Source organism: Mucilaginibacter pineti (assembly GCF_900101875.1).
In the GTDB taxonomy this organism is placed as follows: Bacteria; Bacteroidota; Bacteroidia; order Sphingobacteriales; family Sphingobacteriaceae; genus Mucilaginibacter; species Mucilaginibacter pineti.
Genome location: NZ_FNAI01000003.1, coordinates 1 through 14,941, shown reverse-complemented (window position 1 = coordinate 14,941; position 14,941 = coordinate 1). Strand labels below are relative to the sequence as shown.

Annotated in this window: 15 protein-coding genes; 5 read left to right on the top strand and 10 right to left on the bottom strand. The window is 42.0% G+C overall.

Annotation, left to right across the window (positions count from 1 at the left end; translation table 11 throughout):
- Positions 1–156: 156 nt before the first annotated feature.
- The 5 genes from BLS59_RS08015 to BLS59_RS07995 all read left to right on the top strand — a co-directional run bounded on the left by BLS59_RS08015 (position 157) and on the right by BLS59_RS07995 (position 3,595).
- Positions 157–1,323 carry a galactokinase gene (locus BLS59_RS08015; protein ID WP_091147581.1) on the top strand — a complete coding sequence of 389 codons (1,167 nt, stop codon included), beginning with the start codon at positions 157–159 and terminating at the stop codon, positions 1,321–1,323.
- Positions 1,324–1,432: 109 nt separating this feature from the next.
- The gene (locus BLS59_RS08010) at positions 1,433–1,963 is read left to right on the top strand and encodes an RNA methyltransferase (RefSeq protein ID WP_091148737.1); all 531 of its coding nucleotides are present in this window, start codon (positions 1,433–1,435) and stop codon (positions 1,961–1,963) included.
- A gap of 87 nt (positions 1,964–2,050) precedes the next feature.
- Positions 2,051–2,710 carry a YdeI/OmpD-associated family protein gene (locus BLS59_RS08005; protein WP_091147578.1) on the top strand — a complete coding sequence of 220 codons (660 nt, stop codon included), beginning with the start codon at positions 2,051–2,053 and terminating at the stop codon, positions 2,708–2,710.
- Positions 2,711–2,828: 118 nt separating this feature from the next.
- Positions 2,829–3,170 carry an ArsR/SmtB family transcription factor gene (locus BLS59_RS08000; protein ID WP_091147573.1) on the top strand — a complete coding sequence of 114 codons (342 nt, stop codon included), beginning with the start codon at positions 2,829–2,831 and terminating at the stop codon, positions 3,168–3,170.
- 2 nt (positions 3,171–3,172) lie between these two features.
- Positions 3,173–3,595 (top strand): SRPBCC family protein, encoded by a 423-nt coding sequence (locus BLS59_RS07995; protein WP_091147570.1) that lies wholly within the window; start codon positions 3,173–3,175, stop codon positions 3,593–3,595.
- 220 nt (positions 3,596–3,815) lie between these two features.
- Here BLS59_RS07995 and BLS59_RS07990 read toward each other — a convergent pair whose 3' ends face one another.
- The 10 genes from BLS59_RS07990 to BLS59_RS07945 all read right to left on the bottom strand — a co-directional run.
- A complete protein-coding gene (locus tag BLS59_RS07990; RefSeq protein ID WP_205411217.1) occupies positions 3,816–4,166 on the bottom strand; it encodes a response regulator transcription factor in 351 nt (116 codons plus the stop codon).
- Positions 4,167–4,241: 75 nt separating this feature from the next.
- Positions 4,242–7,316 carry a PAS domain-containing protein gene (locus BLS59_RS07985; protein WP_091147563.1) on the bottom strand — a complete coding sequence of 1,025 codons (3,075 nt, stop codon included), beginning with the start codon at positions 7,314–7,316 and terminating at the stop codon, positions 4,242–4,244.
- Positions 7,317–7,434: 118 nt separating this feature from the next.
- Positions 7,435–8,172, bottom strand: a complete 738-nt coding sequence (locus BLS59_RS07980; protein WP_240315189.1) for an NIPSNAP family protein — start codon at positions 8,170–8,172, stop codon at positions 7,435–7,437.
- A 191-nt stretch (positions 8,173–8,363) separates the two neighbouring features.
- A complete protein-coding gene (locus BLS59_RS07975) occupies positions 8,364–9,134 on the bottom strand; it encodes a 3-keto-disaccharide hydrolase (protein ID WP_091147556.1) in 771 nt (256 codons plus the stop codon).
- 11 nt (positions 9,135–9,145) lie between these two features.
- Positions 9,146–10,021, bottom strand: coding sequence for a sugar phosphate isomerase/epimerase family protein (locus BLS59_RS07970; RefSeq protein WP_091147553.1), 876 nt, complete (start codon positions 10,019–10,021; stop codon positions 9,146–9,148).
- 50 nt (positions 10,022–10,071) lie between these two features.
- Entirely contained in the window at positions 10,072–10,962 is an 891-nt protein-coding gene (locus tag BLS59_RS07965; RefSeq protein WP_091147549.1) for a hydroxypyruvate isomerase family protein, read from the bottom strand.
- Positions 10,963–10,967: 5 nt separating this feature from the next.
- Complete coding sequence (locus BLS59_RS07960; protein ID WP_091147546.1) at positions 10,968–12,218, bottom strand: nucleoside permease; 1,251 nt, start codon at positions 12,216–12,218, stop codon at positions 10,968–10,970.
- A 30-nt stretch (positions 12,219–12,248) separates the two neighbouring features.
- The gene (locus BLS59_RS07955; RefSeq protein ID WP_091147544.1) at positions 12,249–12,683 is read right to left on the bottom strand and encodes a c-type cytochrome; all 435 of its coding nucleotides are present in this window, start codon (positions 12,681–12,683) and stop codon (positions 12,249–12,251) included.
- 176 nt (positions 12,684–12,859) lie between these two features.
- The gene (locus BLS59_RS07950; RefSeq protein WP_091147541.1) at positions 12,860–14,167 is read right to left on the bottom strand and encodes an MFS transporter; all 1,308 of its coding nucleotides are present in this window, start codon (positions 14,165–14,167) and stop codon (positions 12,860–12,862) included.
- A 282-nt stretch (positions 14,168–14,449) separates the two neighbouring features.
- Positions 14,450–14,941 (bottom strand): sugar phosphate isomerase/epimerase family protein (locus BLS59_RS07945; RefSeq protein ID WP_143014072.1); only part of this gene is annotated, 492 nt, incomplete at its 5' end.

Here is a 14,941-nt window from a genome sequence, read left to right as displayed (position 1 = left end):
GTTTGCTGCATTTGTAAAACTATAAAATTTCATATAGCTGCAAAAAGTTAATACAGGGTAGTTAAATTTGACGTTTTATTCAAATTAATTTAATTTTATAACTGTAAATCTGACAATTTTTACAATATTTGTTTTCCGAATAAACCAACCTGAATAATGAAGCATACTTTACACCAGGAATTTAACAAGTTTTATAACAAAGAAGCCGAAAACGCTTATTTTTCACCCGGTCGCGTTAACCTTATTGGCGAGCATATTGATTACAACGGTGGCCTGGTAATGCCATGCGCCATAACTTTTGGCACCTACCTGTTAACAGCACCAAACGAAGATGGTGTTTTCCGTTTCAGGAGCCTTAATTTTGATGAAACAGGCACAATACCTTTGCAAACCTCATACACAAAAGAAGGCGATAATTGGTTTAATTTCCCCATAGGTGTAATACAGCACTTTACAAAAGACGGACATGAGCTTAAAGGTTTGGATCTGCTGTTTTATGGCAATATCCCTATCGGTTCGGGCTTATCGTCATCAGCATCAATAGAGGTTGTTACTGCTTTTGCACTTAATGATCTGTTTAACTGCGGCTACAGTAAGCTCGACCTGGTAAAACTTTCAAAATCTGTTGAGAACAACTTTATAGGTGTTAACAGCGGCATTATGGATCAGTTTGCTGTTACCTTCGGTGAAAAGGACAAAGCCCTGATGCTTAACTGTGATACGCTGGATTATGAGGCTGTTGACAGTAACCTTGGCGAATATGTGCTGGCCATCATCAACACCAACAAACCACGTAAACTTGCCGAATCAAAATATAACGAACGTGTGCAGGAATGCCAGGAAGCTTTGACCGCCCTTCAAAAGGAATTAAACATCAACTACCTGTGCGATATTGATACCGCCACTTTTGAAAAATACGCCCATTTGATAACCGATACAACCGTTCTTAAACGTGCCAAACACGTTATTGAAGAAAACGAAAGAGTAAAACTTGCCGCAAAAGCATTGGCCAGTAATAACCTGGATGAGTTTGGCCGCCTGATGTACGCCTCACATGATTCGCTGCGCGATCTTTATGAAGTAAGCGGCATTGAGTTAGATACAGTTGCCGAATACGCTAAAACCAACCCTAATGTAGCCGGTGCCCGTATGACTGGTGCAGGCTTTGGCGGTTGTGCCATTGCGCTGGTTAAAGGTGATGCTTACGACGACTTCAGCAAAGCAGTTACCGAATATTATACTTCAAAAATTGGCTACGCTCCGTCGGTTTACAGCTCGTTAATTGGCAACGGTGTTGGTCTGCTAAGCGCTGTAGTTAATTAAGCTATTATAATTACTTTTGCCGAACAAGGCAATAGTTCATGGTTCATCGATCATGGTTAGGGAGAATGCTCCATGAACTATGACCGATGAACCATTTATATTTATAAAAATGCGTAAATTAAAGTTAGATGAGCTGAACCGGGCTTCGGTTGATGAATTTAAGGAACAGGAAAAACTGCCGGTAGCCGTGGTGCTTGATAATGTACGCAGCATGCACAACATAGGCTCCATATTTCGTACGGCCGATGGCTTCGCTGTTGAGCAGATCCTGCTTTGCGGTATCACCGCCCAGCCTCCGCACCGTGAAATTGAAAAAACGGCTTTAGGCGCTACCCTATCCGTAAACTGGACCTATCACGAAACTCCTTTACAGGCTGTTGAACTCCTGCGTCAAAAAGGCTACCAAATAATTGCTGTTGAACAAGCCGAGAACAGCATTATGCTTAATCAGTTTACCCCAGACCCGGATAAAAAGTATGCCCTTATATTTGGAAACGAAGTAAATGGCGTGAGCGACGAGGTAATGCAAACCATAGATGCCTGTATTGAAATCCCCCAATTTGGCACCAAGCATTCTTTTAACATAGCTACATCAGCCGGTATTGTATTATGGGATTTCTTCGCGAAACTGGTTGAATAATTGCTTATATAGCTATCGGCATAAACTTGGCTCCATGTTATAATTTTATTAAATTAGTTTACAACTGACAATTGAAGCCATAAACTAATGAACAACCTTGCCAAAAAATTGCTAATAAAGCCCACTTCGCGCTGGTTACTTTACAATGCACCGGCAAATTATTTGGACAGTCTTAGTCCTTTGCCCGATGATGCAGAATTGGTATTTAATACCGGCGGCAATTTTAACGGTATTCAATTGTTTGTAACCGATAGCGCAGAACTGGCAGCTGAACTAAAAGTTATAGTTCCATTATTAAAGACAGATACCGTTTTCTGGATCATCTACCCAAAAAAAACATCCAACATACCCACCAATCTTGCAATGATGGGCAGCTGGACTGAGCCGGAAGTATATGGGCTGCGCCCGGTAGCATCGGCAGCAGTAAACGAAACATGGACGGCATTACGGTTTCGGCCAATTGCACAAACCAAGGTGTCTGAAGGTCGCAATGAAGCTGTGCGAAACAATGAGTACGGCACCTATATTGATGTTGACAACAAAACTGTTACCCTACCCGATTATATTAAGACTGCCCTTGAGCAGCAACCTGGCGTGCTAACCTGGTTTCAGCAATTGGCCTATAGCCATAAAAAGGAATATGTACTATGGATACTTACCGCCAAACAGCAAAAAACCCGCGAAGACCGTTTGGCCAAAATGGTACAAATGCTTATCGAAAAAAAGAAAAATCCGTCAGATAAATAACTCTTCTCAAGCGTTCGTTTTGAAAATGCTTTAATTCTAAAATTCTGATCCACACTATTGCGTAACCAAAAGGTTTCATTTATATTTGTAACCGAAAGGTTTCATATAGCCTTACAGTATGCATAGAGATGTTTTTAAAGCGATTGCCGACCCTACCCGCCGCGAGATCATTAATTTAATTGCCCACAACAGCATGAACCTGAACGCCGTGGCCGATAATTTTGACATGAGCAGGCCCGCGGTATCTAAACATATTAAAATATTAACTCAGTGTGGTTTGCTGGTTATCAAAAAGCAAGGGCGCGAACATTTTTGCCGCGCCGATTTGCAGCAACTACAGCAGGTAACCGACTGGGTTGAACAATACCGGAAGTTCTGGACGCAAAAACTGGATGCTCTGGATACATTTCTTACCAATGAACAACAATCAACCGATAATATTAACCTAAAAAATCAATAATTATGAGCGCACAACCTTTTGTAATTGAACGGGTTTATAATGCCCCCATCGCTAAAGTATGGCAGGCCATTACCGATGTTAAAAAGATGAAGGAATGGTATTTTGATTTACCTGACTTTAAACCCGTAGTTGGATTTGAATTTACTTTCGAGGGAGGCAGCAAGGAAAAAACATATACCCATCTATGCCGCGTAACCGAAGTAGTAGAAGGCCGTAAGCTGTCGCATACCTGGCGATACGATGGTTATGAAGGCAATTCTGAGGTTACCTGGGAGTTATTTGATGAAGGTGATAAAACTAAAGTTGTGCTTACCCATGTTGGTTTAGAAACGTTCCCGCCATTGAAGGATTTTGGAAGAGAAAGTTTCTCAGCCGGATGGAACCACATTGTGGGCATTTCGTTAAAGAAATATGTGGAAGAATAACCACGGTTTCATTGGTCATGCCGGCATGGGTATGACATTCTTTAAGTAAAGGGAAGTCACCCTGAGTTTGTCGAAGGGTTGCGGGCAGAGGCCTTCGCCCACTATGCTTCGACAGGCTCAGCATGACAGCACCTCTTTTTCTTATAATCTCCGATGTCACTTCTCTTTCAAAAACCCCGGCTTTTAAAACTCAGCATTGACCAATGAAATTTATATAGACTTAATTATGCCGGTCTAACAGTTTTTTGATCTTACCCAACAGATCATCAATTTCAAAGGGCTTGGCCAGAAAATCATCGGCACCTGCCTCATAGGCCGATCGCTCAATATCCCGGCTGGCAGATATCATGATAATGGGGATTCCTTTAGTATTGTCGCGTTGTTTAAGCTCACGACAAATGTCCCTGCCGTCTGATCCAGACATCCAGATATCAAGCAGCAGCAGATCGGGAAACTCGCTTTGCATATCCAATAGCGTCGAACCGTTTACTGTCGATGATACTTCATATCCTTCAAAATCAAGAATTATTTCCACCGCATCTACAATTCCCGGATCATCGTCCGCAATCATGATTTTTTTTATATTTCCCACTGGTAAAATACACCACAAAAATCAAGCCTGTATAGGGGCGGGAAGCGTAATAATTTAATTTTCGGGAGTTCCTGGTTTTTGCAAGGGGAGCGCAAAATAAAATGTAGAGCCTTTTCCTTCTTCACTATCTACCCAGATACGGCCGCTTTCGCGTTTTATAATTTCTGATGAGATGTATAATCCCAGGCCCAAACCGGGAAAAGTATGCTGCTTTGCGCCGCTTACACGATAAAACTGCTCAAAAACCTTTTGCTGTTTTTCCTTAGATATACCTATTCCAAAATCCTGCACGCTTACTACAATCTCATTATTATTAAGGCGCGTATGAACGATAATATTTTTTGTGTGAGGCGAATATTTTATGGCGTTGGTTACCAGGTTAACCAGTACTTGGCTAATCCTTTCACGATCGGCATACACCTGTCCTGTTTCCTGCATATCCTCAATAAGGGTATGTTTTTGAGTGGTGCGCTGCAAATCTTCTACTACTTCGGTTATTAGCAAATTAAAATCAAACGATGTATAATTGAACTGCAGCCTGCCCGAGTTGATCTTGGTAACATCCAACAGATCGGCAATGAGGCTGGTTAAGCGGTTAAGCTGCGCATCCATTTTTCCTATCATGGCGGCTTCCTGGGTATCCCCCTTCTTTTTAAGGATGCGTTCCAGCACTTGCGTATAGGCCTTAATACTGGTTACCGGCGTTTTTAATTCATGACTGGCTATGCCTATGAACTCATCTTTTTGCTGCTGCAACAGTTTTTGCTCGGTAACATCAAAGGTTACCCCTACCATTTTAATAGCCTTGTTATTTTCATCATAAGTGGCCTTACCAGACGCACTGATCCAATGCACCGATCCATCTGGCCAGGTAACTTTGTACTCGGCATTGTAAACGCTGTGGTTTTCAACTGCTTCTGCCACACGCTGCCTTACATATTCACGATTTTCGGGCGCAACAACCGCCATCAGATCGGGGAAATTAAATTCGGCATTTACCCCAATACCGTAATTGGCTTTGCATTGGGCTGTACAGTTCATAAATCCGCTGCTTAGCTCCAATTCGTACGACCCAAGTTTCCCTGCTTCCAACGCAATCTCTAACCGCTGATTGGTTTTAAGTAACTCCTCGCGGGAATTTTTACGTTCGGTAATATCACGCGCAACGGCAAACAGATATGGCTTTTCTGACAACATAAGGCTAACCATACTTATTTCTACGGGATAAACCGTGCCATTTTTACGGCGATAAAGCGTTTCATATTGTGGTATATTTTGTTCCTGTGCCAGTTTAAATGCCCGGGTAAATGTTTCTTCGGTATAAAAAACATCAATATCGCCCACTAACAGATCAGGCCATTCATCTTCATCATAGCCCCATTCGTCAAGGGCCATATTATTTACGTAGGCAAAGGAGCCGTCGGCCATAATCAAAATAAACACATCCGATGCGTTATCGGCCATGAATTTAAAGCGTTTAAGTTCTTCTCCGGCATCTTTTTGACCTGTGATATCAATTATGGTACCCAGCAACCGTAACGGCTTATGCTCTTCATCGAAATACATTTTCCCTTCAGATTGGATCCAATGAATGCTTCCATCTGCCCATATCACTCTTGCTGTATTAAAAAAATGGCCGGTTTTAAGCGCTGTTAAATAAGATCGTTCGCGGGTATGTTTATCGCCGGGATGCAGTTTCTCTAAATAATCGGCATGTGAAGGTGAGTTTTCAATACCCAATATGGCATCAAACCGTGGTGAAGCAATTATTTGCCCGGTTTGCATATTAAGGTCAAAGGTGCCCATATCTGCAGCGGCAACGGCCAGCCTTGTACGTTCTTCCGCATCCTGTATTTTGCGCCGGGCAATTACCTGTTCGGTAACTTCCGATGCTACGCCAATAACACCGGTAATAACATCGTTATCCTTTAGAGGCTCATATACGAAATTTATATAAGTAGCCTCAGCCTTGCCATTTCTTGGCAGATAAACAAGGTGCTCAAATGCCTCAAAACGCTCGCCAGTTTGGTAAACATTTTCAAGTAAGGCTTCCAATCCCTGTCCCTGCGCTTCGGGCAGACTTTCAAAGATGGGGTTGCCCATTATTTCATCCCGCCCGCGCCCCCAAAGCACAAACATTGGATCATTAGCTACTTCAACAATAAACTGCGGCCCTCTGAAAACCGCTATAGCAACGGGCGCCTGCAATATCAGCGAACGGAATTTCTGTTCGCTATGGGCAAGCTCCATACGGGCTACTACTGTGTCAGAAATATCTTCCAATGTGCCATTAAGCCTTATGGCCTGGCCTTGTTCGTCAAAAAGAGTTTTACCTCTGGCCCTCACTATCCGTTCGGTTTGGGTTACAGGATGAATTATAGCATATTCAATATCATACTTGCCGCCAGATGAGGGAACAAGCGCAGCCTGTATAGCCGAGGTAACCCGCTCGCGATCCTTATCGGCAATTACACTTATGGCAAGCTGAAGCTCAATTTCATCGGCAGGCTTTAAACCAAACCAGTCTTTTAACCGGCTGTTACCTATAAATTTATTGGTTTTAGGGTTTAAATCCCAGGTGCCGAGTTCGGCGGCATCAATAGCAAACTCCAGTTCCTCTTTACTTTCTTTAATTTTATTAAGTGAGAGCACCTTTTGAGTAGTTTCGGTACAAGCTACCAATATGCCCGACGGTTCGCCATTTTCATCAATAACGGGGCTATAGCTAAACGTCCAATAAATATCTTCGATAGTTCCATTACGGTAAAACGGGATCAGCTGATCTTCATGCCAGGTTGCCCCACCGCCCGATAATACCTGGTTTATGAGCGGTTCAAGAATATGCCAGATCTCGGCCCAGAAAACTTTTGCTGGCTTACCTAAAAGCGTTGGATGCTTACCGTTTATACCCAAACTTGGCCGGTATGCATCATTATAAAAACAAACCAGATCTGGGCCCCAGTACATAAACATCGGGAACCGGCTATTTAAAACTATACCTAAAGTAGTACGCAGACTAACAGGCCATTGATTGGGGCTGCCCAGCGAGGTTTGCGACCAGTCATGTGCCCTGATCAGGGCGCCCATTTCGCCGCCATTCGCCATAAATTTGTAGTTACCCTGCTGCATTAAATGGGGTTTTATTGTGCAAACGCACTATTCTAAAATAAAACTTTGTTGTAAATTAATTATGTTATAAATTAATAATCATAACAACTTACTTGTTTAAGTTTTGTTTTAAAGCGATTTAATAATCAGAAAAGTCTGTTGGGTACAGGAAAGTAATATCTACATGCGATACATTATTCTGGTATTCTTCTTTTGCTGATAGGGTTTTCCAGTAGGCGTCCTTACCAAAAGCATCCCAATGTTTGTCCCTATCCTCTTTACTGTTAAATGTGGTCATGTACATTAAATTAGGCATGTGCGCGCCGGAAATAACCTGGGAGTAAAATACGGCATTAAAGCCAAGCCGTTTGAATAGACCAACCTCATCGCCATCATTAAACATACGTACTTTGTTATGGTGATATTTTTCGGTAGGGCTTTCATAGCTACGCAGCTCATATACCCTATCGGCCTTTTTAGCGAAAAGCTGTGGTACGGCTGGTGCCGGCATCATGGGAAATGCCCATAATATCAATGTTTCAATGCGTGTGTAGGGTGCATCTTTGTAACTGGCGTTCAAATAGTCTTCTGCATCAGTTAAGTAACGCGTGTCAGCTTGTAGCTTTTGATCGGTCTGGGTGAGCTTGTCAATTGTTGTAAAGGGCGTAAATACATAGATTTTCCTATCGGCGGTATCTTGTGCTAAGGGTTTAAATACTCCAACGTTTGCAATGTTTGCCCTGTGCATAGCAGGCACGTAAGCATCCTTCAAATATCTGTCAATAATGCTTTCCTGCGCCTGCGTTTTGTAGTGATATATTTTAAGCTGATAATAATAACGTTTTACGGCATTGGCCTGAAGCGCAGCCGTAATCATTAATAAAAAGCTAATCAGTAAAACACGCAATTTACAAGGTAATTTCATAAGCAGATTTGAGTATGTAAATATAATTTCAAATCGGATAATTTGTATGTTTTAAAAAAAGTTTGTGGTTTTTATAACCATAAACAAAAAGCCGCTTTATGATAAATCATAAAGCGGCTTTTTGTAATATTTAAGCTGATATATTATAGTTCCCTTACCCAAATGTTACGGAAGCTAAGCGGTTCGCTTTTATCGCCATGAGCCTGCAGTTTTATTGGCGAAGGACCATGTTTTTTACCTTCGTAAGATGGTTTTCCGATGTACTGGGTTGGGCCCAGCAATTCGAAGTTATTTTCAACAAGCACACCGTTAAAGAACACAGTTGCCCTTGCGGCCGATTTTAATGATCCATCCTCGTTAAATACGGGGGCAGTCCAAACAACATCATAAACGTTCCATTCACCCGGTTTACGACCAGGATTTGCCAACGGAATTACCTGCTTGTATAAGCTGCCGGCCATACCGTTAACATATGTTTTGTTGTTATATGAATCCAATACCTGTAATTCATAACCATCGTCGCCTTTACCTATTGAAGCTAAAAACACGCCGCTGTTACCACGCGCCTGGCCTGTACCTGTAATGTTTGCAGGCACTTTCCACTCCAGGTGTAATTGATAATTGGTAAATTTCTTTTTAGTTTCGATGTTGCCTGTGCTTTTGTTAACCGTAAGCACATTGCCTTTAACAAGCCATTTAGCTGGGGTCTGATCTTCTACAGAAACCCATTCATCAAGTCCTTTACCATCAAATAAAACAAGAGCATCAGATGGGGCATTGCCCAATACTTTGGCTGGTACAACTACCTTAGGCGCAGGATCCCAGATCTCGGTATCCTCGGGCTTTGCATTTTGAGCTTTTGCCATAAAAACGCTTCCGGCTAAAAGTGTTGTTAATATAATTGAATATTTCATTTTAATATTTGTTAGATATGAAGTGAGTTTTTAAGATAAGCGGCACTTTGCGTGATGCTTACGTAAGGATCAATATTGGTAAAGTTTTCCTGTTCAACAATAAAATGCTTAACGCCGCCAAGTTTGGCTTTACCTAATATGGCTTTAAAATCGATGCTGCCTGTTCCAATTTCTGTATTCAGATCACCATTGGTTTTGTCCCTGTCTTTAATGTGTACAAAGGTAAAACGACCAGGGTGTTTCTCGAAAATAGCTATCGGATCCTGACCGGCACGTACCACCCAGTAAATATCCATTTCCATGTTCACCAACTTAGGATCGGTGTTTGTAAGCACTACATCATAAAATGTAGTATTGCCAACGGGCTGCCATTCAAAATTGTGATTGTGGTAACCCAGTTTTAAACCTGCCGATTTCAATATTTCGGCGGCGCTGTTCATTTTTTCGGCTACTTTTTTACAATCGTCAACCGTTTTTATGAAATCATGATTAAGCGAAGGCACAATAATATAAGTTTGCCCTATGGTGTTTGCAACATCTGTATAAGTTTTAAGCTCGTCGGTATTTCCGCTGCCAAAGTATGAATCTAAACCATAGTGCCCGCTTGGGCTGGTAAGACCGTTATCCTTCAACAGCTGGCCAAAATCCTTACTGTGTAAACCCCAGTAACCGGTATCTTTATTATAGCCAAAGGTTTCAACTTCTTTGTAACCTGCTTTAGCAACTTTTGCAATTACACCTTTTACATCGGCAGGTAATTGATCGCGCAGACTGTATAATTGCAGCCCGGCGCCATTTTTCTCTTTGGCCGATAATAGTTGTGGTGCTAACATCACACCTGCCGAAATAAGGCCGGCCTGTGCTAAAAATGTTCTTCTGGTTGTCATGTATCTTAGTTTGGTTAATGTAGCGTTAGAGTGCGTTTATTCAATAAGGTTTAAACATCACAAATATGTACAGCTTTACGCAGCGATGCCACCTTATCGGCATTACGAGGAATAAACTCCTGCGCAACAAAGCCTTTGTGCCCTGTAGCCAGGATAGCTTTCATTATTGCAGGATAATATAATTCCTGTGTGTCGTCAATTTCGGCACGGCCCGGTACACCACCGGTATGGTAATGATTTATATACTGGTGATATTCGCCAATGTTACGAATCACATCGCCTTCGTCAATCTGCATGTGGTAAATATCATACAGCAGTTTAAAGTTTTCTGACCCTAAACGTTTGCACAATTCTGCACCCCATGAAACACGGTCGCATTGGTAATCGTGGTGATCTATTTTACTGTTCAGGAGTTCCATTACCAATGTTACGCCATGTTTTTCGGCAATGGGCATTAATGGCTTCAGACCTGCTACACAATTATTCCAACCGGTTTCGTTGTCCTTACCACGACGGCTGCCACTAAAACAGATCAGGTTTTTATATCCTGCTTTGGCAACCAAGGGTATCATCTCGGCATAGTTTTTTTGCAGTGTGGCGTGAAACTGTGTATCGCCAAAACCATCGTTAAGGCCAATTTCGGCACCGTTGCACATGGACGAATACAAGCCATATTTTTTAAGCGTAGGCCAATCTGCCGGGCCAACCAGGTCTATCCCTTTTATGCCGATATCCTTAGCGGCAATACAAAGCTCCTCTACAGACATACCGCCGTAGCACCAGCGGCAAACCGCATGGTTAATATTACCTTTAAGCGCATCGGCGCCCAATTCTTTTTCTTCGGATGGTTTAAATGAAGATAACATACCTGTAGCTGTTATAGCTGCCGTACCTGCAACAATGTTACGGATAGCAGATCTGCGGTTTTGATTAGATGCCATGTTGTTTAAATTTCTGTTGAAGCCGATGGTTCCTGAATATTAAGTCCGGGTTGTGTTTCGGTGTGGTTTTTATCTTTAAAAAACAATACAAATACAATTAGCACAACTGCGGCAATACTGGCAGGTATTAACCATATTGATTGCCAATTATGCGCGGTATCTGATATTTTATATTTGTTTACAATAGGCCCTGAAATATAAGATCCTATAAGCATACCTACACCATAAGTTGCCAGGGTAATAAAGCCCTGCGCCGCGCTTTTAAATTTATCGCCTGCAAGTTTATCTGTATAAATTTGACCAGTTACAAAGAAAAAGTCATAACAAACACCGTGTAATACTATGCCGCCAATTACCATCCAGTAGTTTAACCCTACGTTACCATACGCAAACAATATATAGCGTAACACCCAGGCAAGCATACCTACAGCAAGCATTTTTTTAACACCTAATCTTACAAAGAACAACGGCATCAGGAACATAAACAATAGTTCAGATATCTGCCCCATTGATTGTACCCCTGCTGCTGCCTTTACACCTATCTCATTTAAATAAGGATTTGTGAAGTTGTAATAAAATGCAAGCGGTACGCAAATGGCAACCGAAGCCAGAAAGAAAGTGAGGTATGATTTATTTTTTAATAAACCTATAGAATCAAGACCAATAATATCGGCAAAAGTAGTTTTTTGTCCTTTTTTAGCCGGAGGGGTGTCTGGTAATGTAAAACTTAATAATCCTAAAATTAATGAAGCTACAGCCGCCATTTGGAACGTTAATACTAACGATCCTTTATTTTCCCAGCCAAGCCAGCCGATAGTTAAACCTGCAATTATCCAGCCTAAAGTTCCTAAAACCCTGATAGGCGGAAACTCCTTGCTTGGATCTTTCATCTGCTTAAATGATACCGAATTTACCAATGCCAGTGTAGGCATGTAAATGATCATGTATATGAGGATGATAGGGTAAAACGAATCGAAGTTTGATATGGTTGTGGTATAATAAAGCAAGCCCGCACCTATCAAATGCAAAACACCCAGAATTTTTTGCGCCGAAAAATAACGGTCGGCAATTAATCCTATGATAAATGGAGCCAGGATAGCTCCTAATGATTGCGTTGCATAAGCCACGCCGTTTTGCACATCGGTTGCATGCAGGGTCTTGGTTAAATAAGTACCCATTGTTACAAACCATGCTCCCCAGATAAAAAACTCCAGGAACATCATTGCAGAAAGTTTTACCCTGATTCCAGCGGTCATAATTGATTTTTTAGGTTTATACTAATGGACTTATTTTTTTAGCGATAAAATGTATTTCACAATTTCTTTGGCATCAGCTACTGCAAGTGTAGGGTGTGGTGCCATAGGGATATCGCCCCAGTTACCTTTACCGCCGTTGATGATCTTGTTGGCAAGCGTATCAATATTTGCCTGTGTTGCTGGGTATTTTTTAGCCACATCCTGAAATGCGGGCCCAACTATTTTAACGTCTACTTTGTGACAGGTATTACAATCGTAATTACCGATCAGTTTTTCGCCCGCAGCCGATCCTACCTTCTCAGTAGCAGCTGTTTCGGTACCTGTTTTAACTGCATTGGTATCAGCATCAGAATTTGCTGCCTTTGCCGATTGATTGCTGGTAGTGTCATTACCAGATTTTGATGCGTTACCGCCGCAAGCAGAAATTACTGCACAAATACCAAGAATAAAAAATGCCTTTTTCATTGTTTCAATTGTTTTTTTGGTTGCGAAGCCAGGCTTCGCTTAAATAAGTTATTGGTTGGTTAATTAATAACCTGCCTGCACGAGGTATGTTTTTACTTTATCCATGCAGACCGGATATTTTAGTTTGTTTTATTGATGGCGAAAAATACAATTTTTATAGTAAACATGTGTACTTTTTACACGGTAGTTGCGTCAAAAGACATAGTTTTTTTCTTTGTACGCATGTAAAGTACCAGCCCTGCAAACGCAACTATCAAAGCCAACGGGATAATAAGGGTGGTATTTAACACTTCTGGCCCTGCTGCTGACCTGGCGGCGTCAAAGGCTTTAGCCATTTCTGTTCCAGCCCCTGCAGACCTGTAAGCATCGAGGTTAGCCCCTCCCGGAAGTTTCTGGGTCATAATTGCATCATAACGCCCACCCATAAATATCATATATATTGATACGCCAAACATGCCCGCTCCGCCAATGAGGTTCAACCCAACGGCTCCTGTACGCGGCAGGTTTTCTGCTACAAACCCTATCATACAAGGCCAGAAAAAGGCGATCCCTAATCCAAAAACAACAGCTGCAAAATAAATAGCATCGCCGTGTAAATGGATCATCATATAAATTCCCAGCGCAGATAATATTGCCGAAATAAGCAGCACCCCCTGCGGCGCCAGGCGATGTACTATAGGACCGGCAAACGCTCTGCCTAATACCTGTACAGATGCCACGAAAGTAAGGATCAGGATAGCGTTGTTAGTAACTGTTTTGAACAGTACATCCGTCCACTGGTTGGTAAACAGCTCTGTTATAGCCGTACCAAACATACATATGATCATGAACAGCAACAACGGGTTCATCAAAGATTTGTACATATCGCTTGTACTAACGCCTGCCGATACTCTTTCTGTAACCGGGAACTGTAACCGGGAGAAAAGGAAACCATATATAAGTGTAGGAATAAGCATAGTAGCTATTGCCAACTGAGAAATCCAGTAAGGTTTAGGAGATACACCGTGTGCAAGTAAGCTATCCAACCCAAATACGATCAGCGTGCTGATTACAAGCCCTGCCGGAAACCAAAGGTGAAAGTGATTAAGCTTGGTGGTTTTATTATCTGTATAAAGAGAAGCAACCAGAGGATTACAGGATGCCTCAACAGTGCCGTTGGCAATTCCAATCATTAGGGTAGACAGGAATAATGTCCAATATCCATTTGCAAAAATGGTAAGCAGGATACCTGCCAAATGAAAAACAAAAGCAGATACCAGCAATTTTTTCATGCCGATAATATCAACAACAATCCCTCCTATTATAATAGCCAATGGAAAGCCCCAAAAAGCCGTTGCAGCAATGGTGCCTAATTGTGAACCATTCAGGTGAAATCTAACACCCTGATCGTTCAATATACCGGCACGGATGCCAAATGATAGCGATGTTACCAGCAGTGACAGGCAACTGGCCCTGAATAATTGTGTTCGGTTAATGGTTTGCATTTAAAAATATTTAGGTTTAATTAATTGGTTTATTGGCTTTTATAAATGCTTTGCTCTTCTCACAAACTCAGCAATTTTTCTTTTACTCTCCTCCTATATCTTTTTTTGTTTTGAAAAACGAAGCATCCTTTCGCCAGTTGGTTAGCCGGCAATTTTCGTGCTTCGTTTATTCTTATAACGTTCTTTATGTAGCTGGCCTGTCACCCTGAGCTTGTCGAAGGGTTGAGCGCATAGGCCTTACCCAACTATGCTTCGACAGGCTCCGCATGACAGCCTTTTTCTTTATATCCCTAACGTTTTCCTGTTAAATGCGTCATCAGAACCTGATGCTGCAAAATCATCGAAAGCACGCTCGGTTACACGGATAATGTGGTTCTTGATGAACTCGGCACCTTCGCGGGCACCATCTTCCGGGTGTTTAAGGGCACATTCCCATTCCAGTACTGCCCAGCCCTTAAAATCGTATTGGGTTAATTTACTGAAGATGCCTTTGAAATCAACCTGTCCGTCACCCAGTGAACGGAAACGGCCTGCACGGTCTATCCAGTTCTGGTAGCCGCCATAAACGCCTTGCCGCCCCGTAGGGTTAAACTCGGCATCCTTTACGTGGAACATTTTAATACGCTCATGATACAGATCGATATACTCCAGGTAATCAAGGCACTGTAATACAAAATGTGATGGATCATACAGTAGGTTGGCGCGTTTGTGGTGGTTCACCTTATCCAAAAACATCTCGAAGGTAATGCCATCATGCAGGTCTTCGCCCGGGTG

Excerpts from the sequence above, each read along its gene's own strand:
- BLS59_RS08015 (WP_091147581.1), top strand. The coding sequence starts at position 157 with ATGAAGCATACTTTACACCAGGAATTTAACAAGTTTTATAACAAAGAA.
- BLS59_RS07980 (WP_240315189.1), bottom strand. The coding sequence starts at position 8,172 with ATGATTACGGCTGCGCTTCAGGCCAATGCCGTAAAACGTTATTATTAT.
- BLS59_RS07955 (WP_091147544.1), bottom strand. The coding sequence starts at position 12,683 with ATGAAAAAGGCATTTTTTATTCTTGGTATTTGTGCAGTAATTTCTGCT.
- BLS59_RS07970 (WP_091147553.1), bottom strand. The coding sequence starts at position 10,021 with ATGACAACCAGAAGAACATTTTTAGCACAGGCCGGCCTTATTTCGGCA.
- BLS59_RS07990 (WP_205411217.1), bottom strand. The coding sequence starts at position 4,166 with ATGATTGCGGACGATGATCCGGGAATTGTAGATGCGGTGGAAATAATT.
- BLS59_RS07965 (WP_091147549.1), bottom strand. The coding sequence starts at position 10,962 with ATGGCATCTAATCAAAACCGCAGATCTGCTATCCGTAACATTGTTGCA.
- BLS59_RS08005 (WP_091147578.1), top strand. The coding sequence starts at position 2,051 with ATGAACAACCTTGCCAAAAAATTGCTAATAAAGCCCACTTCGCGCTGG.
- BLS59_RS07995 (WP_091147570.1), top strand. The coding sequence starts at position 3,173 with ATGAGCGCACAACCTTTTGTAATTGAACGGGTTTATAATGCCCCCATC.
- BLS59_RS07985 (WP_091147563.1), bottom strand. The coding sequence starts at position 7,316 with ATGCAGCAGGGTAACTACAAATTTATGGCGAATGGCGGCGAAATGGGC.
- BLS59_RS08010 (WP_091148737.1), top strand. The coding sequence starts at position 1,433 with ATGCGTAAATTAAAGTTAGATGAGCTGAACCGGGCTTCGGTTGATGAA.
- BLS59_RS08000 (WP_091147573.1), top strand. The coding sequence starts at position 2,829 with ATGCATAGAGATGTTTTTAAAGCGATTGCCGACCCTACCCGCCGCGAG.
- BLS59_RS07975 (WP_091147556.1), bottom strand. The coding sequence starts at position 9,134 with ATGAAATATTCAATTATATTAACAACACTTTTAGCCGGAAGCGTTTTT.
- BLS59_RS07950 (WP_091147541.1), bottom strand. The coding sequence starts at position 14,167 with ATGCAAACCATTAACCGAACACAATTATTCAGGGCCAGTTGCCTGTCA.
- BLS59_RS07960 (WP_091147546.1), bottom strand. The coding sequence starts at position 12,218 with ATGACCGCTGGAATCAGGGTAAAACTTTCTGCAATGATGTTCCTGGAG.